This is a genomic window from Streptococcus equi subsp. zooepidemicus (assembly GCF_015689395.1).
Classification (GTDB): Bacteria; Bacillota; Bacilli; order Lactobacillales; family Streptococcaceae; genus Streptococcus; species Streptococcus equi.
Map to the genome: position 1 here is coordinate 576,756 of NZ_CP065054.1, position 26,695 is coordinate 603,450.

A 26,695-nucleotide genomic window follows, 5' to 3' on the forward strand; every position below is an offset into this window, starting at 1 on the left:
AGAATTATTTTGGCGATTTTCTAAATATATAAAATTATAATAGAAAATAAAATATAACAATTTAGGAGATTCTATGAAATTTAGAAGAAAACACTACCGTGCTCAGGTTGATACTCGCGATTGTGGCGTAGCTTCTCTGGCCATGATTTACGGTTATTATGGATCGTATTATTCGCTAGCAACGTTACGTGAAGCTGCAAAGACAACGCAGGAAGGGACTACAGCTTTTGGTTTAGTCAAAGTTTCTGAGGCGCTTGGGTTTGAAACGAGAGCTATTAGGGCTGACATGAGTTTATTTGATGTGGAAGGATTATCTTATCCTTTTATTGCCCATGTTCTAAAAAAAGGTAAGTTCCTTCATTATTATGTGGTAACAGGACAAGATAAAAAATATATTCATATTGCAGATCCAGATCCAACTGTAAAGTTGACTTGTCTTTCTCGTCAGCGATTTGCTTCAGAGTGGACAGGTGTGACAATTTTTATCGCTCCTACTCCTGAATACAAACCTCACAAGGAAAAGAAAAATAGTCTGCTAGATTTTGTGCCTCTCCTAGCAAAGCAAAAAGGATTGATTACTAATATCGTTGTGGCAACGCTTTTGGTAACGATTATCAATATTATTGGTTCGTATTATCTTCAATCAATCATTGATACCTATGTTCCTAGTGTGATGAAGAATACACTAGGTATTATTTCCGTAGGTTTGGTTATTGTCTATGCCCTTCAACAAGTGATCTCATATGCGCAAGAGTATTTATTGCTGATATTAGGGCAACGTTTATCTATTGATGTAATTCTTTCTTATATCAAACATATTTTCAACCTTCCTATGTCTTTTTTCGCGACGAGAAGGACCGGGGAAATTGTTTCTCGTTTTAATGATGCTAATTCAATCATTGATGCTTTAGCAAGTACAATTTTATCTATTTTCCTTGATGTTTCTGTCATTGTAATTATATCTCTTGTTCTTTTTTCGCAGAATGTAAATCTATTTGTTATCAGTTTGCTTGCTCTGCCTATCTATGCAGTGATTATCTTTGCCTTCATGAAGCCATTTGAACGGATGAATCAAGAGACAATGGAAGCAAATTCAATCATGTCATCTTCTATTATTGAAGATATAAACGGTATTGAGACTATTAAATCATTAACTAGCGAAAAGATAAGATACCAAAAAATAGATAAAGAATTTGTAGCTTATCTTAAGAAATCTTTCAACTATAGTAGGGCAGAAAGCCAACAACGAGCATTGAAAAAAGTAGCTCAGCTTATCCTAAACGTGAGCATACTCTGGATAGGAGCCAATCTGGTTATGGACGGAAAAATGAGTTTAGGTCAACTGATTACCTATAACTCTCTCCTAATCTACTTTACAAATCCTCTGGAGAATATTATCAATCTTCAAACGAAACTTCAAACCGCTCAAGTCGCTAATAATCGATTGAATGAGGTATATCTAGTTGAATCCGAGTTCTCTGAAAAGAAGAATGTTCAAGACTTATCTTTGACCTCTGGTGACATAAAATTCAATGATGTTAGCTATCGATATGGATATGGAAAAGATGTTTTATCAGAAATAAATTTGCATATTAAACGAGGAAGCAAGGTTGCTTTTGTTGGGATTTCAGGTTCTGGAAAAACGACTTTAGCTAAGATGATTGTCAGTTTCTTTGAACCAAGCAAAGGCGAAATATCATTAAATAATGTGAATCTAAATCAAATTGACAAACATGCTCTTCGCCAGCACATTAACTATCTTCCTCAACAACCTTACGTATTTAATGGGACAATCCTTGAGAATTTACTTCTTGGAGCACGTGAAGGGACGACTCAAGAAGACATTATGAAGGCAGTAGAATTGGCTGAAATCAAGTCTGATATTGAACGTATGCCTTTGAATTATCAAACAGAGTTAACCTCAGATGGTGCAGGGATTTCTGGAGGTCAACGTCAACGTATTGCCTTAGCAAGGGCATTATTGACAGATTCTCCTGTTTTGATATTAGACGAAGCTACAAGTAACTTGGATATTTTGACTGAGAAGCGAATTGTTGATAACCTGATGGCTTTAGATAAAACCTTGATATTTATTGCTCACCGTTTAACTATTGCAGAGCGTACAGAGCATGTCGTCGTTTTGGATAAAGGAAAGATCATAGAGCAAGGAACACACAGAGACCTTGTTTCTCAGAATGGCTTTTATGCTCACTTGGTCAATAGTTAGGAGGATTTGATAAAATGAATAACAATATATTAGAAAGTGCGGAATTTTATAACCGTCGTTACCACAACTTTTCTAGTCGTATCATTCTACCTACTTTGCTGCTTTTCTTGTTTGGTGTTTTCTTCCTAGCATTTGCAAAGAAAGAAATTTCTATTATTTCAACTGCAACAGTTGAACCAAATATAATTCTTTCCAATATTCAATCTACAAGTAATAATACAATATTAACCAATAATCTAAAAGATAATAAATATGTCAAATTTGGAGACTTATTGATAAAATATGATTCAAGAAAAGAAGGTATTCAACAAGAGACCTATCAAACTCAATTAAATAATTTACAAATCCAAAAAGAACAGTTAGAGCTATTAAAAGCAAGTATTGAAGCTGGAAACAGTCAATTTCCAGAAAAAGATAATTATGGATATTATCAAACATTTATTGACTACTTAAATCAGATAAACACCTTATCAGCCAATGTAAATCAGCAAAATGAAAATGTCTCTTCACAAAATACTGCAGCTAGCAATCAGCAAGTAGAAATTGAGAATGCCATCAAAGGTCTCACAAGTCAAATTTCAGATTATCAATCTGTTCGCTCGGCGATTCAAAATGGAACAGTGGTAGATCTTGATAATCGGGCTTATTCTATCTATAGGAGTTATCTAACTCAAACATCGAGTTTGGTAGATAATACTGATAAAACCGCTGTTATTAATCAATTTGTTGCTCAAATTGATAGTCAGATCAATCAACTAGAGAGTAGTGTAGCTGGTTATCGGATTCAGCATGCTGGTTCAGGAGTGCAACAATCTTACTCTTCAACTCTAGAGAGTCAACTGGCTTCCTTAAAAGCGCAAAGCATAACCAAAGTTGAGCAAGAGTTGTCTGCTTTGTCGAATCAAATTACAGAATTAGAGGGAACAAATAAACTTCAGAAGAACACATCATCTAAGACCTCTATAGTTGCCAATGAAGATGGTGTGTTGCATCTTAATCAGGAATTTATTGGTGCAAATATTGTTCCTTCAGGAACAATATTTGCTCAAGTTTATCCAGAAATGAAAAAAGGAACTGTTGTAAAAATCACAGGTTATTTACCTTCGACGGAAATATCAAGTATTTCTATTGGAGATACAGCACGATTTTCCACGAAAGATGATAATGGCGAAACTCTTGATTTAATAGTTAAATTATCTAGTATTGACAATGCTGCAACTAAAACAAAAAATGGGAATTATTTTAAAGTTGAATCTAAGTTACAGCTTAAAGAAAAAGAAGCTCAATTATTGAAATATGGGCTTGAGGGTAAATTTATTTTAATTACGGGAACAAAAAGTTACTTGAATTACTATATTGATAAATTTATCGGTGAGAAGTAAACTGGATCATCGTTTTAATATCAGGAAGCTATCTTAAGTTTTTAGTAATGAAGAATATTTATCTACTCTAGGTTCTGAGGGACACTGAAATAGTGGAATTATTTCTGGGATTTATCACGCTAAAAATATTTTATGATTACAAGAAATACACATCAACTTTTTGACCGACTATTATTGTCGGTCTTTTTTATGAATACAACAGTTACCTCACTAGAAAAGTTTTAAAGCCATATAAAGAACTACTTTCGTTTGTTTTTTGTGATAGAAAAAATAAGAATAATTGTTTAAACTATTTTTAGGAGGGATAGAGTCTCCAAGCTTTTAATATTATCAGTCAAAGTGAAATAACAATTTCAAAGAGGCTGATGACATTATTTTTGAGGTATTGTGACCACAATACCTGAGCTCACCACAACCCAAAGATCAAGTTTAGGTTCATTAATTCCTAGTCATATAGTGTACGGCGTACAGTTGTTTATTGTACGACTAGGAATCATGAAGAGTTATCGTGATAAATGACATAAGAAATGTTAGACGAGAAGTAAAACTTACTCGTAAAGCAAATAAGATTTTGGAAGATATGCTGAGAGTTGCCCCATCAGATAGTTTTTCAGAGTTTATTCGTAAAAGACTTTTAAATAATTTTCCTGAAGAAAAGTATATTGAAAACTTTCTAGAAAATTATTTAAAAATCGAGTTGTTGTATGGGATTCGGAACATCAGTAGAGATATTCATAAAATCTAATTTTACGCTACTCAAGGACAGTAAGCAGCAGCTTTGCTGATGCTTAATCTGGATATGAGCTGTCTGCTAGTTGAGGGGATTGGTGAGCATACAGACAGGGCTTTCGTTAAGGTGCTGCTAGCTCCTTTTATGATTTCTTTTTCATAAATTAATCTATATATTGTATCAAAAAATATTGCAAAGCACTATATATTGTGTTATTATAACAAACATAAGAATTAAGTATACTTAATTCAGTCGGAGAAAAAAGCGGGCTTAGCCTTGCTTACAAAGCAGTTGCTGACTGGTTAGGGATCTTCAGCAAGAAATTATCATTAGCCTGTAGGATTGCCCTTTAGAGCAAGTCTTTTTGTGTTGCCTAAATGTGGCACTTAGCAGTCTTCCCTAGTCCTAAAGCTGTAGAAGGCTTGGCAGCTGAAGGATTGATATTGCGACTATCAAGCTTGAAGGAGAAAACATGACCCAATATTATTACGACCGATCACAGTCACCCATTGACTATGCCTTGTCTCAAACCAAAAAAAGTTTGCGCTCTGTCAATTGGAATCAGCTTAATGACGACAAGGACCTGGAGGTCTGGAACCGAGTGACGCAAAATTTTTGGCTGCCTGAGAAGGTTCCTGTTTCTAATGACCTTAATTCTTGGCGTTCTTTGGGGGAGGATTGGCAAAGGTTAATTACAAGAACCTATACCGGCTTGACCTTGCTAGATACGGTTCAAGCAACAGTTGGAGATGTGGCACAAATTCAACATTCTTTGACCGATCATGAGCAGGTGATTTATACTAATTTTGCCTTTATGGTTGCTATTCACGCTAGGTCCTATGGGACAATCTTTTCGACCCTGTGCAGCAGTCAGCAGATCGAAGAGGCCCATGATTGGGTGGTGTCAACAGAGAGCTTACAGGAGCGAGCGCGTGTGTTGATTCCGTATTATACTGGTGATGACCCTCTGAAGTCTAAGGTCGCAGCAGCTATGATGCCAGGATTTTTGCTGTATGGCGGCTTTTACCTTCCTTTTTACCTGTCAGCTAGAGGCAAAATGCCCAATACCTCAGATATTATCCGACTAATCCTGAGAGATAAGGTCATTCACAATTATTACAGTGGCTACAAGTATCAACAAAAGGTGGCAGCCCTAAGTCCTGAAAAGCAGGCTGAGATGAAGGCCTTTGTGTTTGATCTGCTTTATCAGCTGATTGATTTGGAGAAGGCTTACCTGAGGGAATTGTATGACGGCTTTGATCTTGCTGACGATGCGATTCGCTTTAGCGTCTATAATGCTGGAAAATTTTTGCAAAATCTAGGGTATGATTCTCCCTTTACTGAGGAGGAAACACGTATTTCTCCTGAGGTATTTGCTCAGCTATCAGCGCGAGCAGATGAGAACCATGACTTTTTCTCAGGAAATGGCTCTTCTTACGTGATGGGAGTTACTGAGGAAACCACTGATGACGATTGGGAGTTTTAAGATGGCTGCAAGGATAATGCTTGTTTATTTTTCATCGCGATCTAACAACACTCACCGCTTTGTGCAAAAGCTAGATGCAAAGGCCCTCAGGATTCCAATTAGTGGGGAGCCTCTCTTGGTTAATGAGGACTATATTCTTATTGTCCCCACCTATGCTGCTGGTGGCTCAGACAGCAAGGGAGCTGTTCCCAAGCAGGTGATTCATTTTCTAAACAAGGCTAACAATCGAAGGCACTGTAAGGGGGTTATTTCCTCTGGCAATACCAACTTTGGTGATACCTTTGCCATTGCAGGACCCATTATTGCCCAAAAATTGCAGGTGCCGCTTTTGCACCAATTTGAATTGCTGGGGACACAAAGAGATGTCATCAAGGTGCAGGCGATTTTAGCAGGTGATGAAGCCTTATAACTAATGATAGAAAAACGATCACACATTGTAACGAAAGGAAAAAAGAATGTCACAAAAAGAGTCCTACCTCTCATTAAATGCCCTTACACGCTTTAAACGAGCAGATGGTACCTATCACTTTGACAGTGATAAGGAGGCTGTTCAGCGCTATTTAGAGGAGCATGTCTACCCACAAAGCCTATCCTTTGATAGTTTGGAGGAGAAATGGCGTTATTTGGTGGCGCATGATTATTATGATCAAGAGATTTTAAAGGCTTATTCGGCTGAATTTATCACTGAAGCCTTTACCTACGCTTACCAGCAAAAGTTCTCATTTTTGAGCTTAATGGGAGCCATGAAATTTTACCAGTCCTATGCGCTTAAAAGCCTAGATGGGTCACAATACCTAGAGCATTTTGAGGATCGTGCTGTTATGAATGCCTTGTTTTTGGCTAATGGTGATCCTGATTTGGTGCGGGATTTGATTGATCAGATACTTAGCAGGCGCTTTCAACCGGCAACCCCTACCTTTTTAAATGCAGGTAAAAAGCGTCGTGGCGAATACATTTCCTGTTATTTGCTGCGAATTGAAGACAACATGGAATCTATTTCGCGTGCGATTGGTACGAGCCTGCAGCTCTCAAAAAGAGGTGGTGGCGTTGCTTTGTGCTTAACTAACCTAAGAGAGGTTGGCTCTCCCATAAAAGGCATTGAAAATCAGGCGACAGGCATTGTGCCGGTGATGAAGCTGCTGGAGGATTCCTTTTCCTATGCCAATCAGCTAGGGCAAAGGCAGGGGGCAGGTGCGGTTTACCTCAATGTGCACCACCCAGAGATTCTGACCTTTTTAGATACGAAGAGAGAAAATGCAGACGAAAAAATCCGTATCAAGTCACTGGCGTTAGGCGTTGTCATTCCTGATATTACCTTTCAGCTGGCGCGGGAAAATAAGGACATGGCACTATTTTCTCCCTATGACATTAAGCGAGCTTATGGTAAGGACATGTCAGATATTGCCATTACCGAGGAGTACGACCGCCTAGTGGCCAACCCAGCCATTAAAAAGACCTATATCAGTGCCCGTAAGCTCTTTCAGCTTATTGCAGAGCTTCATTTTGAATCTGGCTACCCTTATCTCTTGTTTGATGATACGGTTAATAAGCGCAATCCACACCCACAAAAGGGGCGGATTGTCATGTCAAACCTTTGCTCTGAAATCGCTCAGGTCAGCACAGCCAGCACCTTTGAAGAGGATTTGACCTTTAAGCAAATCGGCGAGGACATTTGCTGTAACCTTGGCTCTATTAATATTGCCGAAGCCATGAAGCATGCGGCTGGCTTTGAGCAATTGATTGCAACTAGCATTAGGGCCTTGGACCATGTGTCAAGGGCCTCAGACGTCAGCTGCGCTCCTTCTGTTGAAAAGGGGAATGCTGCTAATCATGCTGTTGGTCTTGGGGCGATGAACCTGCATGGTTTTTTGGCGACCAATCACATCTTTTATGATTCAGCTGAAGCAGTAGATTTTACTGATCTCTTTTTCCACACAATGGCCTATTATGCCTTTAAGGCTTCTAGTCAATTGGCTAAGGAAAAGGGAGCATTTGCTGGCTTTGAGCAATCAACCTATGCAGATGGCAGTTATTTTGCTCGTTATTTGACTGAAGAGGCTAAGCCTAAGACAGCCAGAGTTGCAGCCTTGCTTGAGCACTATGGGTTTCGAGTGCCTAGTGTGGCTGATTGGCAGGAATTAGTTGCGACGATTCAAGAGACAGGCCTTGCCAATGCTCACTTGATGGCAGTTGCACCAACCGGTTCGATCAGCTACTTGTCCTCATGTACGCCGAGCTTACAGCCTGTTGTTGCACCGGTTGAGGTGCGAAAGGAAGGGCACTTAGGAAGGATTTATGTGCCTGCTTATCAGATAAGCGATGATAACTATGCTTATTATGAGCGTGGTGCCTATGAGGTTGGGCCTGAGCCTATTATTAATATCGTAGCGGCGGCTCAAAAGCACGTTGATCAGGCAATTTCCTTAACCCTATTTATGACAGACCAAGCAACAACACGTGATCTCAATCGTGCCTATATACACGCCTTTAAGTTAAAGTGTGCGTCCATTTATTATGTCCGCGTCAGACAGGACGTTCTAGAAGGAAGCGAGCAGTATGAGGAAGATACGATTGTAGCGCTTACCGATAATGCTTCAGGCGAGGCATGCCAATCCTGCATGCTTTAGATCTTTTTTAGCCTTAAAAATAGGCAGCACCAATCAGCCTTCATGCTCTGTCTAGCCAGTTTGTTAATAGGCTTATAGTATCGCTTGATCCAACAGGCTGATGGCAAGCTCTCTTGAGCTTAATGCAGCTCAGCCTGATTTGTGATCAATGCTTGCTGACAAGACCCTTGTCAAATGAAGTGGGCTACCGGTGCTTGTTGTAAGGACATTTGGCTTGGATAAGCCAATGCTTGCTGATTTGCTTAAGGAGAATCAAGAAAAAAGCTCCCTCTTCAATCGATAATTACTGGGGCTTGTCTCCGTATTAACCACTGGGATTTCTTGTAACTGTCAAAACAATCAGAAAATTCAAAACAACCTATAGTATTTCTAAAATATTCTGTTATAATAAAAAAATAGCTGGTTAGGCTAAGACAGCATAGTGTGAGAGACAAGGGTTTGGCTGTGTCTATCTTAGCTTAACTGAAGTGCTAGTATTTTGTACAGAAAGGGTGTAGGCTTTTCAGCTTACATAAGTGGTTGCCGATGGTTAGAAAAGGATTTTTAACGGGCTTACTTTTATTTGGTATCTTTTTTGGAGCAGGAAATTTGATTTTTCCACCGACCTTAGGTGTTGGCTCAGGTCAGGAATTTTGGTCTGCGATTTTGGGCTTTTGCCTATCTGGCGTAGGATTAGCGGTGATTACGCTTTTGCTAGGTACACTGACAAATGGTGGTTACAGAGAGGAAATGACTCAAAAATTTGGATCATGGTTTTCGATAACCTTTCTCGTTGTGCTTTATTTGACGATTGGTCCTCTTTTTGCCATTCCAAGAACGGCAACGGTTTCCTTTGAGGTTGGAGTCAGCCCACTTGTCGGCCATAGCCCACTTGCTCTTTTCTTGTTTTCAGCCTGCTTTTTTGCGGCTGCCTATTTTCTTGCCATTAGGCCAAACGGTATCCTAGATAGCGTTGGGAAAATTTTAACACCAGTCTTTGCCTTGCTTATTCTACTACTAGTGGTGGTAGGAGCCATTGTTTACGGAGGGCAGGAGCCTGCTCAAGCAAGCGCAGCCTATGCAGATCAGGCTTTTGGCAGCGGTGTTCTGGCTGGCTACAATACCTTAGATGCTCTGGCAGCTGTCGCTTTTTGTCTGGTGGCAACAGAAACCCTTAAACAGTTCGGCTTTCAAAGTAAAAAGGAATACCTATCGACCATCTGGGTGGTAGGGATCGTCACAAGTCTTGCTTTTAGTATTCTTTATATCGGTCTTGGCTTTTTAGGCAATAGGTTTCCTATTCCAGCTGATGTTTTAGCTGATCCTAATGTGAACCAAGGTGCTTACGTGCTGTCTCAGGCCTCTTATCAATTGTTTGGTTCCTTTGGCCGCTTGTTCCTTAGTGTGATGGTTATTTTAACCTGCTTTACCACAACGGTTGGTCTGATTGTCTCGGTTTCAGAGTTCTTTGAAAAGAGCTTTCGTTTCGGGAATTACAGGCTCTTTGCAAGATTATTTACCTTTGTTGGCTTTTTGATTGCTAATCTTGGCTTAAATGCTGTCATTACCTTTTCTGTTCCGGTCTTGACCCTGCTTTATCCGATTGTTATTGTCATGGTCGTTATTATTTTGCTCAACAAGCTAGTATCTCTCTCTAAAAAGGGCATGACATTAACTATTGGCTTAGTGGCCTTGGTCTCCTTGATGGAGGTCTTGGCAAGCCAATTTCAGCTGGGAGCTTTGACAGCACTGGTAGGCTTGCTGCCCTTTCATACAGTGTCTATGGGCTGGCTAGTCCCAGGTCTAGTAGGCTTGCTTGTGGCTATGCTTTTGCCGGATAAGCAAAAAGGTCAAGCCTTTGATCTAGAAGCCTTTAATCATCAGGATTAGTACCTATCATCGCTATAGCAAGAGCTATTTAAGCAGTGTTCTTACCTTAAAGATCCTCACTCAATGACCTTGAGTGGGGTCTTTTTTCTTTGTCTAGTAGTGTGACTTGCACTAGCTTTTTGCTAATGCCTACCTAGTGCAAGATACCCTAGTGCTGCTTAAGGCGTCTAGCTACTCTTAGCATAGTGAAAAAGCGTGATCCTAGAGTTACTTGATTTGCAAAGTGTTTTTTCTTACGATGCTTCTAAGACTATTGGTGTGTATCTATAGTATCAGCCAAGCCTTGTGGGCTGTGTTTTTGGTTTCTCAGCCCTTACTAGCTTCTAAATAGACTCTCATACAGATTAGCTATCAAAAAAGAAATTTTATACCATAATTAATAGTAAAGAACATTTAATATAATAACAAAATAAAAAAATTAAACAAAATATACACAAAAACTTGTAAAAATTGTAACAATATGTTAGTATTAAGTTATTAAATAGTTAAAGGAGACAATTATGTCAGGACAAATTCGTGTATCGCCAGAAACGCTTCAGTCACGTGCGCGTGAATATGGTAAAGCATCAAATGATATTACAACTATCTTGAATAACCTTCAACGTCTTCAAGATACCCTTCGGACAGAGTGGGAAGGTGCGGCATTCCAAGGCTTTGATAATCAATTTAACGAGTTGAAGCCAAAGGTACAAAACTTTGCAGAGCTAATGCAGCAAATTAATACACAGCTTGATAAAACTGCACAAGCGATGCAACAAAATGACCAAGAGTTGTCTCGTAACTTTGGTCTGCATTAAACATAAGAAACTGGTAAGGTTGGGGAGGGCTCCTCAGCCTTTTTTTATTTTAGCGATTAAGGAGCAGCAATGAGTAAGAAAACACTAATGGTATTAACAGGGTTACTGTTGATATTAACAATGTCAGTATCTTTTTTTGCTATTGTCAAACCTTCATCTATTGGCATGGAAGCTTCAGATCAAGCAGCTAAGAAGCATACCATAAGGATTGCAGCGGTCAATGAAGATGCAGGCATGACCTATAATGGCCAGCCGGTGAACATAGCCTCAGCTCTATTAGCGTCATTTTCTTCTCATACGGATTATGATGTTGAGCTGGTCTCGCGATCAATTGCAGAGCGAGGGCTGGAAAATAATGTTTATCAGCTAATGCTAGTGTTACCTAGTAAATTTTCAGAAGAGGCTCTGGCTCTTGAAACCACAAATCCAAACTCAGCAACCTTTCATTACCAAATTACCTCAGACCAATCCTTAACAGTGAAGCAGGCAGAGCAGGCTGTGATTGATTTGAAGTCTTTGTTTAATAAGGATTTGATTACGATTTATTTCTCAAGCATTATTGGAAATCTCCAAAGTGCTCAGTCTCAAATGGTAGATGCTATATCAAATGAGGATAAGGTGTTATCAGCTTATCAGCTTCATTTAATCAATCCTTTGTCTCTGCATTCTCAGCAGTTTACAGGCTTAGGGACAGCTCCTAATGAGCTACTTTCTAACTATTTGACCTTTAATAAAGAGTTGAACCGTTCAACAGATGCTTTTAAGTCAATTATTGATGTTGATAAGACCTATGAGTCTGAATTGGCACAGATCAAGGCTCAGCAAGAGGGCTGGCAGCAATCTCTTAGCGCTCGTGAAGACAAGCTACTAGCCTATGATAAGGGCTTTTCTAATCTAACCATTGAAGAGCAATTAGCAAAGCTGACTGAAATCAATGCTTATGTGACAGAAAAGCTGAATGAGCCAGCCATTTGGAAGGATACTCTGGATAAGGCAACAGCTTATAACCAAGACATTACAAGCCTCCTAAAATACCTAAGAGGGCTAAATACCAAGATTACCACCACCCTTTCTAATTATGATGCCAATATCAAGCAGGCGATTGAGTCCTCCTTGTCTCATAGGGATCCGGGAGCTGGTGGTATGGGTAAAACCTTAGGAAGCTATATGGAATCACTGAAGGCTAGCATGCTATTGCAGACCAAGCAGAAGTGGCCGGCATTTTGGTATAGTGATGAGATGATTGCGGCTTTTCCTTTGTCAGAGCAGGATAGGCAGCACTTGAAAAATATCAATGCTTTTATGCGTTGGTATAGTCACAAGTATTTGCTGCCCTTGCCTCAGCTGAGAGCCTCAAGCCTTGAAGGGCTTTATCTTGCTCAGGTCAAGGAGGATAGAAAAAGACACCTTGCTGAGACTAGAAGTCTTACAATATCTGGGGTAAAGGGAAGAGCCAAGCAGCTTGATATTACCGTTCCAAAGCACTATCAGCTAGAGGTTGAGCGCCATTTGCTGCGTAGTCTTGGTGAGGGGCATTATCAGATTGACCTTGAGGATCAGGATACCTCTGATGTGACTATTCAGTATAGGCTGTCAGTGACTGATTCAGATGTGACTCTTTTTAGTCCGGTAGTTGTCTCAGCACAGCTGCTGACTTCAGAAGAGGTGACTGCCTTAAATACAGAAGATGATGAAGATGCCGCAGACGAGGACTATGTACCAGATTCTAACGGACCTTTGTCTAAGCGTAGGAGAGGGTCTAAATCCTCTGCTACAGCTACGAGACTGACAAGGAAGGCTACAAGAGCTGGTGAGTCAGCTCAGCAGGTGATTGATCGAACCTATACGGTACAAGATGTCATTGCAGATACCACCTATACGCCTACGGAAAATGCTAAGGCTCTTTTCCAAGATGTTCAATCCTACTTGCAGCTATCAGGTCTGGCTACAGCCTATTTTGGGCGTGATTTGTCAGAGGGTGTCTATAGTGAGACAGCTATCACACCACGTGAGGGCTCTGTAGCAGCCTTAGCTAATGGAGATGACCTCAAGGCCATTATGACTAATCTGATCAAGCAAGCAACAGTGGAGGCTCTAAAGGCTGATTTAACGATTTCAGAAGAAGAGCTTGCAAGCATTGAAAAGCGTAGGGTCAGTGTGGAGGAGCTGACGAAGACCATTGAGGGCTTACGTGTAGCAACAGCTGATTTGAAGACACGTCTAAGCCAAATCCTAGAGGAATTAGGAGTGGTGCATAAGACGCTTCAAGAAAAGCCGGTCTTTACTACTACAGAAAAATGGGACAACACAGACATGGTAGCTGTCAGCATGACCATGAATAGTGACCTTTCTAAGCTAATGGCAGCTAGTAGGGTATTGATGGACAATACCAAGTCCAATCAAATCGTTTCTGAAACCATTGAGGGCACCATCAAGCAGCTATCAAATGATGTAACGACCCTTGAAAAAAATGGAGAGGCACTAAAGGGCCATGTGACAGAGCTAAAGGATACCATGACAGGGGATTATGGCTCCAATGCAGCATTTTTAAAGGCCTTTACAGCTGTTTTAAGCAATACCAAAAAGGGAAATGCCAAAAATACAGCAGTCTATGAGTATTTATCAAATCCGGTAGATGCCTCTAAGATTGATAGGGTGTTATCAGCAGCAGCTGGTCTCAAAGCAGTTAGGCAGGACGAGCGCTCAGGGCTTTTGATTATCCTGATCACTTACTTGACTAGCTTGGCAGTGGCCTATCTTTTCCAGCAGGGAGCAGGTTTGCAGGGGAGCTTAAGAGTGACACAGCGTCTTGCTTGGAAAAATGCTGTCGCACCAATGACTTATTTAAGTGGTATGGTCTTATTGATCGCTCCAGTGATTGCTGTCATTTCGGGCTATAGATTGGATTTTTCGCTGGGGCAATTGGCTTTCTTTGCTTTATTACTTGCGGTCATGATGTTGGTAATGACCTATACGCTTAACCTGCTGCTGGAAAAAACAAGAAGTCTGGGATTTTTAATGAGCATTGGTATTCTGATGTTGTATCTTATCACAGCAGCTCAGCTGTTTGATGCCTACTATGCTCGTTCGCCTCAGTTACTGGTTAGGCTGTCTCCTTTGACCTATTTGGAATTAATGGTGAGGGCCTTTATCAATCGTCAAGGAGGACTAACCATTCCAATGACTATATTAGTTGTTCTAGCCTTAGCCTTGGCGGTTGCTAATGCTTACCATTACCGACAGGTTAAGGATAGGTGAGGAGGCTATGATGAGAAAAATAATGACTTTGCTGGTTTTGGCTGGCCTTAGCCTTGGGCTGAGCTCTGCTGTTTTGGCAAATGACGGTTCCTTACATATTGATACCTCTCTTAATCAGGGGGGTGAGAAAAAAGACATTAGCTACATCGAGCAAGAGGGCGATCTGTTTGCCCTATTTCAATCAGAGACAGACTTAAGCATTAAAAAGAAACAGCAGCATAGAAAAGAAGCTAGTCAGACGACCAAGAATCACCTATTTATGACTCATATTGATAGTGACAACCTTGTTGCAAGGTATCAGCCACTCTTATTTAACCCAGAGCAGCGTCTGGCAGCAACAGATGACCAGTATGGTGTTTTGCTCGCTCAAAAAACTATCGGCATCACTTGGCAAATGCTGGCCATACTTCTTGTGGGAGCTGTACTGACTGGCTATTCTCTGACTAGAGGGCGATTATCAAGGCAAAAACACAAAAGACATCACGAGTAGAATCGTCTGTCAAGAGTATCTACTCACTGAAAATAGAGTGCTAGCTTGGGAGACTTCCTAATGCTGCATTTATAAGAAAAGGCCCTCAGCTGTTTTGACAGTATTGGGCAAGGCCTCAGGGTCTGTAGCAAATATGAAGAGCTGCTTTGATCAGCAGGTGGCAAATCAGTCAATACAAATGCTTGAAAGCCTACCTGCTGAGAAAAGTGTGTGTTCTACGATACTTTAGTGATGTGAATCACCTCAAGAGGCTTTTAGCTAGCTTGGCAGGTGATGTCAGGTGACATGGAAACTTATCAGGAAAGGGCTAATTTTTATGGAGAATTATATTAGTATCAGTCTTGATTGCTCGCATTTTTTTCCACAGGAATTTGATTTGCGGGTACCAAGGACAATGACCTTTAAGGAGCTATTACAAATCGTATCAGATGCTTATGGTTTGGGATTTCAGGTGGTAAATCCCAGTGCTAGAAATGAGCAAGGTGGTCAGCTGATGACAAGCACCAGTCGCATGGATACCCTAAAAAATGGTGCACTGTTAGTATTGGAAAATTTATAAACATGGAGAAAAAGATGAAAACAATAATACGTGAGCTATTGGTTGAGGATGTTAAAGGAGATGCTGAGGTTGCTTATGCCTTACTAGCTTCTGAGCATTCTCTTTTTGTTCCTTCCAAATTGGAGCAGGCTTCCGACAAGCTGATTCTAGAGGCTAGTCTTGATGACATGTATGACTGGTCAGCCCTAGAGACGATGATCGTTGAGGAAAAGCTAAGGCATTTGCTAAATCTTAGTGAACTGTTTGATCAGCTCTCGGACTCAAAGTTCACCTACAGCTTTACACCAGATAATCTGGTCTTTAACCGTAATGCAGAGCCACAGTTGATTTTTCGGGGAATCAAGGATCAGGTTCCTCCTTACCAGCCGCTTGAGCGTGAGGTCTTTGTGAATACACTGAAATGTATGACAATTGCCTTGCTTGATAAAAAGACCAGCTATGACGCTCTGATGGATGGCAAGCTTCCCTTTTACAAAGGCAATCTTTTTTGCGAAGCAGTAGCTAAGGCTGAGATGCTGCAGGAGTTGCAGGAGCTTTTAGCGACAAAGTACCATGAGGAGCAAAAAGACAATAAAGAGCATTTTTCTCGTGTTGCTAACAAGACGATATCGCGCTTGAAATTGACCACCATTTGTTCATCAGTGCTTGCTTTGTTGTCTTTGGCGGGCGTTCTTTATTTTCTATTGTTTGCTATGCCTTATCAGGAAATGGTTGCTAGTCTGCGTATGGCTTTTATTAATCAAGACTATTCTAAGGTTATCACAACAGCGAAGCATACAGACAGCAAGGCCTTAAGCCAGGGTGATAAATATATTGTGGCTTACTCTGTCATAATGACAGAGCCTCTAACAGACAAGCAAAAGGAGGAATTAAGTAAAATATCGAACCAGTCTAATGAAGATTATTTACGCTATTGGGTGCTGATTGGGCAAGCAAAGATAGATGATGCCATGGATATTGCGAGCTATCTGGACGACCCGCAGCTCTTGATGTACGGCTTGACTAAGAAGATTGATGATGTTCAGCGAGATCCTAATCTGACAGCAGAGGCGCGTACAGAGCAGCTTAATAGCTATAAGAGCAAATTAGACGAGCTCAAAAAGGCCTACCTAACCCCTAGAGAGGAAAAGGCAGCAGGCTCTAGCAGTGACAAGGAGTGACGGAGGAATTTATGATATACCTTATTTATGATGACAATGCCTATCACCTTTATTCGGATACCGTTTATCAGTTGGGACCTTCATCAGGGTCTGATATTTTCCTGCCCTTGCTAAAAGATATTACCTTATCAGTGGAGGGATCAGGTGTTGTCCTACTGGAAAAGAGCTATAGCACTGGTAAGCATTGTGTTGCTCTTTCTGATGAGGTTACGGTGACCTTACTTATTTTTGAAGCTGTCACTAAATACCTGCTGCCAGACTCCTCGCTTTACATTTCAGGAGAGACTACCGCAGCACTTCAATTGCTTGATTACCCTAGTGAGCTGGTGCTGACCCTGGACTCGGATTCTGCCAGCTGCTATAGCCCGGTGCCTTATTATCTAAATGGTAAATGGACGAAAGGCAAGCAGCCTCTTAAAGCATCTGATGAACTTGTTTTTTCAGATGGCTTAGTGCTTAGTTTTCAGGATCAGCTGCTATCGATTCAGTCCTTGTATGCTATTCAGACAGCATTGCTGCCTCTTACAGAGGCAGTAGCTGAGGATAGAGCCAGTGAATTTCATCGTTCTCCTAGGATTATCCTGCGTGAGCCTGAGGGAAAGGTGACGATTGCTTCTGTACCCACAGATGATGAAGGGAAAAGACAGTCTTTATTAAAGCTGATCATAACGCCGTTTGCGATGATTGTCTTTACAGGGCTCTCCTATGTCTTTTTCCGAGGTGGGGGCATGCTCATGATGATGATGGGAATGTCTGTGATTACGATTGGAAGCTCCATTCATTCTTATTTTTCAGATAAAAAATGGCATAAAGAAGCCCAGCAGCAAAAAATCAAGGATTATCTAGCCTATTTGGATACCAAGTATGTAGAGCTAGCCGGCTATCGTGAAGAGCAAATCGAAGCACTGCTGTATCATTACCCTAATATGACGACTATTCTGGAGATGGCACAAAAAACAGATCGCCGTATTTATGAGAAGGCTCCATATCATTTTGACTTTTTGACCTACTGCTTGGGGCTAGGTGATACTCCAGCTAGCTTTCACATTGATTATTCAGATTCTGAGCTGACCAAGCATCATGAAAAGGCAAGGAAAAGGGTTCAAGAGCTGATTGCTTATTATCGGGTGACAGCACAGGTGCCTATCCAAAATGCGATTGCCAGTCCAATCGGTTATATTGGAGCACGCAAGGTCGTGATTGAGCAGGTTCAGCAGCTGATGATGCAGATCGCTACCTTCCATAGCTATCATGATGTGCAGTTTATTCCTATTTTTCGAGAAGAAGAGCTGCCATTGTGGAATTGGAGCCGGTGGCTGCCTCATACTAAGCTAAAGGCGCTAAATAGTCGTGGCTTTGTTTATAGCCAGCGAACACGTGACCAATTGTTGACCTCGCTTTATCAGCTGATCAAGGAGCGGCAATTAGACAGTGAGCAGGATAAGGGGACAGAAAAGCAATACACTCCGCATTATATAGTGCTGATTACTGACATGAGCCTCATGCTTGACCACAATATCATGGAATACATCAATGAGGATTTGTCTCATCTAGGCATTCATTATATTTTTGTTGAAGAGGTCATTGAAAGTCTCCCTGAGCATGTCAAAACAGTTATTGATTATCGTGGAGATAAGCATGCTCAGCTCATTTTGCAGGAGGGGCTCTACCTCAATAAGGCCTTTACCCCGCTTCAGCCCTTATCTATGAAGGATAAGGAGATCTTTGCTAGACATATGGCAGGGATTAATCACGTTGAAACCTTACGCAATGCGATTCCAAATAGTGTGACCTTTCTTGAAATGTATGGCGTTAACAAGGTCGAGGAGCTTAATCTCTTAAAGCGCTGGAAGGAAAATGAGGCCTACCAAACAATGGCTGTTCCGCTTGGGGTGCGTGGTCGTGATGACATCTTGTACCTAAACCTTCATGAAAAAGCCCATGGACCACATGGCTTGATTGCAGGAACGACTGGATCTGGTAAATCAGAGCTGGTTCAGTCTTATATTTTGTCCTTGGCGGTGAATTATCATCCCTATGAGGTTGCCTTTTTGCTGATTGACTACAAGGGTGGTGGTATGGCCAATCTCTTTGCTGATTTACCACATGTCGTTGGAACCATTACCAACCTAGATGGCAATCAGGCCAATAGGGCTTTGGTATCGATTAAGGCAGAGCTGAAAAAGCGTCAGCGGATTTTCCTTGAAAATGATGTCAATCATATTGATCAATACACTAAGCTATTCAAGGAAGGACGAGTTAAGGAGCCCCTCCCACACCTGTTAATCATCAGCGATGAATTTGCAGAATTAAAGGCCAATCAGCCAGAATTTATGGACGAGCTGGTCTCAACCGCCCGTATTGGTCGTTCTCTTGGTGTTAAGCTCATTTTAGCAACGCAAAAGCCAAGTGGTGTCGTTAATGACCAGATTTGGTCGAATGCGAAGTTTAAAATTGCTTTGAAGGTTCAAGATGTTGCAGATTCTCGTGAGGTGATCAAAACCCCAGATGCAGCAGAGATTACCCAGGTTGGTCGTGCTTATCTCCAGGTTGGTAACAATGAAATTTACGAGCTGTTCCAAAGTGCCTGGTCTGGAGCAGACTACGATCCAAAGGGACGACATACGATTCAGCATGAGACAACGGTCTATGAAATCACAGCTAATGGTCAATACCAAGCGATTAACAAGGACCTTAGTGGACTTGACAAGAAGAGAGAAGCAAAATCCATGCCAACAGAGCTAGATGCGGTTGTAGCAGAGGCTCAGCAGCTCTTTGAGGACCTGCATATTCCAAAGGTGGCCAGCCCTTGGCTGCCGCCCCTTTCAGAAAAAATCTATGCCAGTGATTTGCAATCGACGCATTTCAAGGACTATTGGGGACAGACACAGGACTTGCAGCCTGTTTTGATTGGCTATCAGGATATTCCTGAGCAGCAAGAGCAGTCCCCGCTCTATTTTCACATGGAAAAGGCTGGGCATATCCTCTTAGTGTCTAGTCCCGGCTTTGGGAAGTCTACCTTCCTTCAAGGCTTTGCTTTAGATGTGATGCGAAAGCAAACACCGGCACAGGCTCATTTTTACCTCTATGATTTTGGGACAAGCGGCTTGATTGCGCTTTCTGATTTTCCACATGTGGCAGATTACTTTACTCTAGATGAGACAGACAAGATCATGAAATCACTTCGTTATTTAAGTGAAGAAATCAAGACCCGTAAGCATGCCCTATCTAAGGCTAAGGCAACCAACCTCAATCAGTACAATCAATTGTCCAAGGATACCTTCCCGGCTCTTTTTGTCATCATTGATGGCTTTGATAGTGTCATGGACGCACCATTTGTAGATGCTGTCTACAATGTCTTGAACGTTATTGCGCGTGATGGGGCTTCCTTGGGAATGTACCTTGTTGTGACCTTATCAAGGCTTAATACCATGAGGCTACAGCTGCAGTCTAACTTTAAGACCAAGCTATCCCTCTTCTTGTTTGATAATAGTGATTTATCAAGTGTGGTTGGTCGCTCAAATATCCCACTAGATGATATCAAGGGACGAGCTATCATGAAACGTGACGACATTATCCAATTTCAGATTGCCTTGCCATATAGCAGTGAGTACTATACAGATTATATGGCGGAGGTAAAAAGAGAGGTCGAGGCGATGAGGGCTGTTTATCAAGGTGCTTTGCCAGCGGCTATTCCAATGCTGCCAGAAAAGGTCACACCAGATATGATAGCAGCCATGTCAGACTCTGCTCAGGACTTTGTGATTGGTTTGGAGCGAGAGGAGGTTGTTCCTGCTGGCTTTACCTTTAAAAAGCCAATACTGATGGCCTCTGATAGCCCAGCCTTTGTGGCTAACTATTATAAGCTGCTTGATTTTCAGTTGCAGCGTCTGGCTGACCAGTACCGTACGGTTATTTTAGATCCTAGTCAGCGCATTGCAAGGCAATTCTTTGAGGATAGTCAACGCTTTAGCACAGCCTTAGATGTTGGAGACACTCTAAGGGCTATTGTAGAGGACTTTAAAAAGCGTCTTGCAGCACCTGGTCAGGATTATCAAAAATGGCTAGTTGTGATTCCTGATATTGCAGCTACAGCGCTGGCAGCAGGAATTAGCGAGGAAGACTTTAAGCAGCTTGTGACCGAGGGCAGCCAGTATGGGGTCACCCTTATCTTTGTTGGAGCTTATCAGGATCTGGTCAATAATACCTATGATAACTTTGTGAAGCTTGCAAATCAGCTCATTGAGCAGGTCTTTTTAGGCATGCGGATCAGTGATCAAAGCCATACACGATATGCCTATATCAGCAATGAGCCTTCACTTAGACCGACCCAGGGCTATATCCTATACCCAGAAGGCTATGACTTTATTCAATTATTAGAGATTTAGAAAGGAACAAAGATGTCAACAGTTACGATGCTTCCACTTGGTAGTATTGTCATTTTAAAGGGCAATACTAAGAAAATGATGATTATTGCGCGTGTGATTGCAGCTCCAATCAAAGGGGAGGTTTACCGCTTTGACTATGGTGCCTGCCTGTATCCGGAGGGCATGATGGGGGATAGTTTGATTTACTTTAATCATGACGATATTTTTAAGATTATTCAAGAAGGCTATGCTGATGATGACAATGCTCTGATGTTAGAGACGATAGCACAGGCTTTAGCAACAACGGACATTCCAAAAGGAGATGTTTCAGCCTTAAACGATAGAAAGACTGTTGAGGACTAGCTTATGGGGCAAGTTGACTACAATCATATCAATCAGCTTCAACGTCAGGTTGACCAGCACAGGGCCAGTCTATCAACGGCTACAGCAGAGATAGCGTCAATAGACGAAAAGCTAGAGCGCTTGCGTTGTGCCAAGGCTTCTGTTGGAGCGATTCAAGGAGATGTTCATCAGATCAAGGTCTCTGTGATGGCTAAGAGGGATCAGCCTGATTGGAAGGGGGAACGTAAGGACCGCTTGATGTCGAGCTGGGAGGAGTTCTCTCATGACTATCGCCACTTTCAGCTGGAGCTAGATGCTTATTACGATGCCATTTGTGATACGATAACACGCTTGGAGAATCAAAAATATGAGCAGCAAGGGCTTATCGGCTGGTGTCAGAGCATGATTAATAGCTTGGGAAATGAGATTGAAAAGCTATTTCATATTAGGGAGGGCTAGCATGTTTGGTGTTATTCAATTATCTGAGGTTGTTTTTGGAGCACATGTGTTAAGCCTGACTGCTGCTAAGGCTAGCTTGTCTGATGTCAAAGCTAGCTTTCCCAGCCATCAGTCATCAAGTAAGGTGCTCGATCTGTATCAGGCAGAGTTTGAAGCTCTCTCTCAGCTTGTCTCTGCCTATGCTAGGCTTTTGGAAAAGGATATTGCTTTGATTGCTGAGGCTGGTCAAGAATTGGCCCTAACAGATAAGCAGTTGGGACAAGCCATAGGATTTAGGTTACAATAGGAGGAGGGTATGGGATATAAGATTCACTTTGAGGCCATCAGTGCCGCCCAACAAAGCACCCAAACCACGATCAGTGCTTGGGGAGATGGGATGACGAGTATCCAGACCGCCCTGTCAGCCTTGATTGGAGACAGTCGCTTTCAGGGTCAGACCGCTAACGCCATCAAGAGCTACCTGAGTGAGGTGCATGGGACACTCTTACAAACCCTGCAAAGCCTGATGAATGATTACTCAGCCAGCCTCCTGCTGTATAAGGACGGCTATTACCAGATAGACAGCAACAGCCATGCCCAGTTACCAGGTCAGGTCTTTAAGACCCTGCAGTCAGAGCTTCGACTCTCGCAGGCTCACCTCAAGGATCAGCTTGAGTTACTACAGAATGCCAGGGCTAAGGTATCAGACTTGGTGCACTATTCTGGTGTCAGTCATGCCAAGACAGTGGTGGATTATAGCGAGCTGATCACTGATATCAATCGTTTGGACGAGGCCATCATTCAATACGAAAGCAATCATGCCAGTCAGGACTTGTCCGCCTTCAAGGAGCTTTTGGCTTCGACCAAGGCCTTGATAGCAGAGTACAGCAGTAAGCCCAAGCGGGCTGGGAGCTATCAGGTTGGGGATATAGGACAGCTCAACACCATAAAACGCTTTGCGACAGCTTATCAGGGGGTGGCTCGTCATCTTGAGACCAATGCCAAGCGTCTCCAAGTGGCGCAGGAGCGAGATCAGGCCCGTTTTGAGGCAGTAGCTGCAGAGGACAGGGCCAAGCAGGGCTGGATAGATCTAGCACTCAGCCTTGTGACAATAGCGGTTGGGGTAGCGGCTATCGTCATGACAGCAGGGGCAGCGACTCCCTTGGTGGTTGGGGCCTGTGTAGTTGGCAGTGGAACAGTTGCTTATGGGGCGTCGAACCTGTATGAGGCTGGGCACAACATTTATCTAGGTAGCGTTGGCGATGGGCTTACAGTGGCTACCAATCCCCTTCGGGATACCTTGTTCATGGGGAATGACAGGCTGTACCATCAGGTTGGTGGTTTGTTCACAACAGCCAGTGCAGCACTAATCCCGATAGGCCAGACCAAGAGTATTGCCAAGGGCTTAACAGAGTTCACGATCGGTGAGGTTGGCGGCTTTATCGGTGGTCAGGCCAGCTATCATGGCACCAAGCTCCTAGGTGGTAGTGAGCAAGACGCCCAAAGAGCTACATTGGTAGGGAATATCCTAGGAGGACTTGCCGCCTCAAGCGCCGCCAGAAGGTTCAGCTTGAATGAGCTACCAACTTCCAAATCGTTTATAGATGGCATGAGTCCTGAGGATAGTCAGCGCTACATTCAATGGAACAAATACGCAAAGGCAGGGCTTAGTCCGTCGGATCGGGTTCGCGTTCTGGAAATTTCGGAGAAGGCGCCGAAAATTAAACTAAAAAGTAGGAAGAATCGGCAAAAGTTTTTTAAAAAAATTGAAGCAATTGACAAAGAAGTTACTCGCCGACCAGATCCATCAAGTTATTTAGCTCCAGAATACATAGAAGCCCATCGTCATTTGTTTGATAATGGAGCTGCTAGATTCCAAAGATTCCAACCTAGTGAAAGTTGGAACAATGGGGTTGTTGGTGGTAAGGATGGCATGAGCTTCTGGGTTAGTAAGGATCATGCGGATATTATTGAGGATATTGCCAAGGGTGATAATCGTCTCTACGAGACGCTACTCGGCTTCGACGAGGGTTATCTTGGCAATGATCCGCTCTATCGCTTGGATCTTTCGCCCAAGATGGTTTCAAAAAAGGGTGTTTCAATACCAAGTGGTAATGAATCGGGAGCTAATGAATGGTGGCGACCGGGAGGCCGAACCTATCCAGGTAATATGCCAGAATGTGTTATAAAAGGTATCAGTACAAAGAAAGGAGAGCATACATGGAACGTAGTCAATTAACATGGGAAGAAGTCAGTCAATACGAGGAAGTCAAGGGTTATGGTCAACAGGTGTGGAAGCATCAGGGAGAATATTATCTAGTTAGGGAAGAAGGAGGAATTGCCACACAACGAGTAGTGTATAACCTACCTAATGAACTTTTTCAATTATTGGATAGTGGCCGAAAATCTTTATTAGAAATAGATTTTTATGTCAAAAATAACTGCTGGCCACCGAATATAAGTCAGGAAGAAGCAGATAGACTCTTTTTAAGGGACAATCCTGAGCTATTGGAAAATGATGTTGACAATCAAAAACTCTTTACGCGAAAAGAACTAGAGGAGTTATTGCCGAAGGGATCCCTTATTTTAGCAAGCAGCGATAGCGATTAAGGTAATAATATGGGGATAACGCAAATGACGTGGGAAGAATACGAAACGTTTAACAAAGTAGAGACGCCTGATAATCTTTATATTCGTGAACACCGAGGTCATTATTATACTGTTTTTGAACTTGGTATTGCTTCTGTTCGCCGAATTTTTGAAATTAAGGCTATAGATTTTAAGGAGTATATGTCTGGGAAACACTCAGCAGATGATTTGCTTTTTAAGTCACAGAATGATTGCTGGCCACCAACGGAAGAGGAGAAAAATCGAATAATGAAAGAAAGAGCCAAAGATAGACCAATGGTCCTCATTTCTAATCCTAAAAATCAAATGCTTTTTACCCAAGAAGAGCTAAGAAAACTGATTCCAATTGCGGAGCAAAAATGGATAGATTGGAAGGGAAAGCTGCCAGATGATTATATTAGTCCTTTGAAGTAATGTTTAAGATAGCGGAGCTGTGGTTAGCTCTGCTATTTTAAAACTAGCTTTGCGACAGCTTATCAGGGGGTGGCTCGTCATCTTGAGACCAATGCCAAGCGTCTCCAAGCAGCGCAGGAGCGAGATCAGGCTCGCTTTGAGGCAGTAGCTGCGGAGGATAGGGCCAATCAGGGTTGGGTGGATCTAGCACTCAGCCTTGTGACAATAGCGGTTGGGGTAGCGGCTATCGTCATGACAGCAGGGGCAGCGACTCCCTTGGTGGTTGGGGCCTGTGTAGTTGGCAGTGGAACAGTTGCTTATGGGGCGTCGAACCTGTATGAGGCTGGTCACAACATTTATCTAGGTAGCGTTGGTGATGGACTCACAGTGGCTACCAATCCTATTCGGGATACCTTGTTCATGGGGAATGACAGGCTGTACCACCAGGTTGGTGGGCTGTTCACAACAGCCAGTGCAGCCCTAATCCCGATCGGACAGACCAAGAGCATCGCCAAGGGCTTAACGGAGTTCACGATCGGGGAGGTCGGCGGCTTTATCGGTGGCCAAGCCAGCTATCATGGCACCAAGCTCTTAGGCGGCAGTGAGCAAGACGCCAAGCGCGCTCACTTAGTTGGTAATATCCTAGGAGGCCTCGCTGCTTCAAGCGCCGCCAGAAGGTTCAGTTTGAATGAGCCAATAGCAGCTAAGGTGACGAAACCGACCTACAACCGCCAGCAGCTTTTGAAGAACCTTGAGAACAGCAGGCTGGCAAGAGAAAGCTCAAGGTTTCAGAATTATGTAGCAAGAGAAAAGTTAGTGAAGTTTAGGGGAGCTAGTAATGTAGACAATTCCCTTAAGGTAATAAGCACTTGTAAGGAAGGCACTGTAAAATCAACAAATCAAATTATTTTTGAAAAGTTGAAAGAACACAATTTAAATTTAAATGAATTCAAGCGGTTACGAATGAGTCGTGTTTCTAATATGACAGAACTAGAGCTGAATATGATGAAAGATATTCGTGAAGCAATACCTCATCCAACAAAGCAGACAGTAATGTCAAAAATAATTCCAGTCGAAAACGCGGATAATTTTTTGAATGGATACTGGGATCCTCGTGCAAGAGGGTATTTTTCAAAATTATCTGATGTGAAAGATGTAAAAAATGCAGATGATGTTATAAATGCATTGCGTCTGGATTATGAAGGCACTCCTTACATAGATGTGAATGGCAATAATGTTAATGATTTTGTTCGTATTGAGTTTACTACAAATCAAATTGATGATATAGAGATTCCATATGGTAAAGAAATGGGAGGAGGCTACATAGATCCGTATCCTGCAACTGGAAATGGTTTTACATCTTCTCCAGATTTCATTGTTCCCGAATATGTTGCTAAAGGAAATATTCCCTTAAATGATGGGACTAAAATATATCTAAATATAGATGAAGAAGAGGTTTTGGTTGGTAAACTTGAGGGCTCGTTTAAATACATGAAAGGAAATTATGAATAAAGTATTTGTGGTTTACAATGGTTCTTCTTACTCACGACACATGTCTACTGATGGAGGAGAATATGTGTATAGTACGGATCCAACAGTTTTAGGGCAAGGATTCGAGATTGAAGGAGATGGTTTAAATCAAACATATCGCAAGTTTATTCTAAATGATGACATTGAGGCTATTTACAGTATCCGAGATACAGTACTCTTTGAAGGACGCGAATTTGATATTGTAAAATCAAGCGATGATAATTTTGATCAACCGGATTCTTATGTGTGTATTTATACAGATGATGTTGATTTACTAAAAGAGCATCAGCTTTGGGAAGATGCGGAGGTTATGGAAACACAATATGGTCATCTCTGGTATATGTCTGCTAAAATTCCTGTAGAAAAAGTGACAATTTTACGTAGAAGAAAATACATTGATATTTGAGAGGAA

At 42.0% G+C, this 26,695-nt stretch carries 21 protein-coding genes and 1 pseudogene; all 22 read left to right on the forward strand.

Features of this window, described 5'->3' with window-relative positions:
* Window positions 1-73: 73 nt before the first annotated feature.
* The 22 genes and pseudogenes from comA to I2432_RS02925 all read left to right on the forward strand — a co-directional run bounded on the left by comA (window position 74) and on the right by I2432_RS02925 (window position 26,689).
* Entirely contained in the window at window positions 74-2,227 is a 2,154-nt protein-coding gene (gene comA / locus I2432_RS02825) for a peptide cleavage/export ABC transporter ComA (protein WP_012515169.1), read from the forward strand.
* 14 nt (window positions 2,228-2,241) lie between these two features.
* Window positions 2,242-3,609, forward strand: coding sequence for a bacteriocin secretion accessory protein (locus tag I2432_RS02830; protein ID WP_206156376.1), 1,368 nt, complete (start codon window positions 2,242-2,244; stop codon window positions 3,607-3,609).
* A 508-nt stretch (window positions 3,610-4,117) separates the two neighbouring features.
* Window positions 4,118-4,354: a hypothetical protein gene (locus I2432_RS02835; RefSeq protein ID WP_024273149.1), complete on the forward strand. Its 237-nt coding sequence runs from the start codon at window positions 4,118-4,120 to the stop codon at window positions 4,352-4,354.
* A gap of 457 nt (window positions 4,355-4,811) precedes the next feature.
* On the forward strand, window positions 4,812-5,825 hold the full coding sequence (gene nrdF / locus I2432_RS02840) for a class 1b ribonucleoside-diphosphate reductase subunit beta (RefSeq protein WP_012515172.1): 1,014 nt from the start codon (window positions 4,812-4,814) through the stop codon (window positions 5,823-5,825).
* 1 nt (window position 5,826) lies between these two features.
* Entirely contained in the window at window positions 5,827-6,234 is a 408-nt protein-coding gene (gene nrdI / locus I2432_RS02845; RefSeq protein WP_206156919.1) for a class Ib ribonucleoside-diphosphate reductase assembly flavoprotein NrdI, read from the forward strand.
* 46 nt (window positions 6,235-6,280) lie between these two features.
* Window positions 6,281-8,452, forward strand: a complete 2,172-nt coding sequence (gene nrdE, locus I2432_RS02850) for a class 1b ribonucleoside-diphosphate reductase subunit alpha (RefSeq protein WP_043030545.1) — start codon at window positions 6,281-6,283, stop codon at window positions 8,450-8,452.
* A 525-nt stretch (window positions 8,453-8,977) separates the two neighbouring features.
* Window positions 8,978-10,321: a branched-chain amino acid transport system II carrier protein gene (gene brnQ / locus I2432_RS02855; protein WP_126436428.1), complete on the forward strand. Its 1,344-nt coding sequence runs from the start codon at window positions 8,978-8,980 to the stop codon at window positions 10,319-10,321.
* A 500-nt stretch (window positions 10,322-10,821) separates the two neighbouring features.
* Window positions 10,822-11,118 (forward strand): WXG100 family type VII secretion target, encoded by a 297-nt coding sequence (locus I2432_RS02860; protein ID WP_012515178.1) that lies wholly within the window; start codon window positions 10,822-10,824, stop codon window positions 11,116-11,118.
* Window positions 11,119-11,187: 69 nt separating this feature from the next.
* Window positions 11,188-14,376: a type VII secretion protein EsaA gene (esaA, locus tag I2432_RS02865; protein WP_206156375.1), complete on the forward strand. Its 3,189-nt coding sequence runs from the start codon at window positions 11,188-11,190 to the stop codon at window positions 14,374-14,376.
* 10 nt (window positions 14,377-14,386) lie between these two features.
* Window positions 14,387-14,866 carry a secretion protein gene (locus tag I2432_RS02870; protein ID WP_230923370.1) on the forward strand — a complete coding sequence of 160 codons (480 nt, stop codon included), beginning with the start codon at window positions 14,387-14,389 and terminating at the stop codon, window positions 14,864-14,866.
* A 316-nt stretch (window positions 14,867-15,182) separates the two neighbouring features.
* Window positions 15,183-15,425, forward strand: coding sequence for a type VII secretion protein (locus tag I2432_RS02875; RefSeq protein ID WP_012678362.1), 243 nt, complete (start codon window positions 15,183-15,185; stop codon window positions 15,423-15,425).
* 2 nt (window positions 15,426-15,427) lie between these two features.
* Entirely contained in the window at window positions 15,428-16,585 is a 1,158-nt protein-coding gene (gene essB / locus I2432_RS02880; protein WP_206156373.1) for a type VII secretion protein EssB, read from the forward strand.
* Window positions 16,586-16,596: 11 nt separating this feature from the next.
* A complete protein-coding gene (essC, locus tag I2432_RS02885) occupies window positions 16,597-20,973 on the forward strand; it encodes a type VII secretion protein EssC (RefSeq protein WP_206156372.1) in 4,377 nt (1,458 codons plus the stop codon).
* A gap of 12 nt (window positions 20,974-20,985) precedes the next feature.
* The gene (locus tag I2432_RS02890; RefSeq protein WP_012515184.1) at window positions 20,986-21,315 is read left to right on the forward strand and encodes a DUF4176 domain-containing protein; all 330 of its coding nucleotides are present in this window, start codon (window positions 20,986-20,988) and stop codon (window positions 21,313-21,315) included.
* A gap of 3 nt (window positions 21,316-21,318) precedes the next feature.
* Window positions 21,319-21,753, forward strand: coding sequence for a YwqH-like family protein (locus I2432_RS02895; RefSeq protein WP_012678359.1), 435 nt, complete (start codon window positions 21,319-21,321; stop codon window positions 21,751-21,753).
* 1 nt (window position 21,754) lies between these two features.
* Window positions 21,755-22,039 (forward strand): TIGR04197 family type VII secretion effector, encoded by a 285-nt coding sequence (locus I2432_RS02900; protein WP_043030550.1) that lies wholly within the window; start codon window positions 21,755-21,757, stop codon window positions 22,037-22,039.
* A gap of 9 nt (window positions 22,040-22,048) precedes the next feature.
* A pseudogene (locus I2432_RS10465) lies at window positions 22,049-22,603 on the forward strand (T7SS effector LXG polymorphic toxin); the annotation flags it as partial.
* Window positions 22,604-22,708: 105 nt separating this feature from the next.
* Window positions 22,709-23,971 carry a hypothetical protein gene (locus tag I2432_RS02905; protein ID WP_346265916.1) on the forward strand — a complete coding sequence of 421 codons (1,263 nt, stop codon included), beginning with the start codon at window positions 22,709-22,711 and terminating at the stop codon, window positions 23,969-23,971.
* Complete coding sequence (locus I2432_RS02910) at window positions 23,953-24,342, forward strand: hypothetical protein (protein WP_154803729.1); 390 nt, start codon at window positions 23,953-23,955, stop codon at window positions 24,340-24,342. The genes I2432_RS02905 and I2432_RS02910 overlap by 19 nt, the downstream gene beginning before the upstream one ends.
* Before the next feature lie 9 nt (window positions 24,343-24,351).
* Complete coding sequence (locus tag I2432_RS02915) at window positions 24,352-24,774, forward strand: hypothetical protein (RefSeq protein WP_206156370.1); 423 nt, start codon at window positions 24,352-24,354, stop codon at window positions 24,772-24,774.
* 69 nt (window positions 24,775-24,843) lie between these two features.
* Window positions 24,844-26,265 (forward strand): hypothetical protein, encoded by a 1,422-nt coding sequence (locus tag I2432_RS10290; RefSeq protein ID WP_249093348.1) that lies wholly within the window; start codon window positions 24,844-24,846, stop codon window positions 26,263-26,265.
* Complete coding sequence (locus I2432_RS02925) at window positions 26,258-26,689, forward strand: UCP033725 family protein (RefSeq protein WP_042670223.1); 432 nt, start codon at window positions 26,258-26,260, stop codon at window positions 26,687-26,689. The genes I2432_RS10290 and I2432_RS02925 overlap by 8 nt, the downstream gene beginning before the upstream one ends.
* Window positions 26,690-26,695 lie beyond the last annotated feature (6 nt).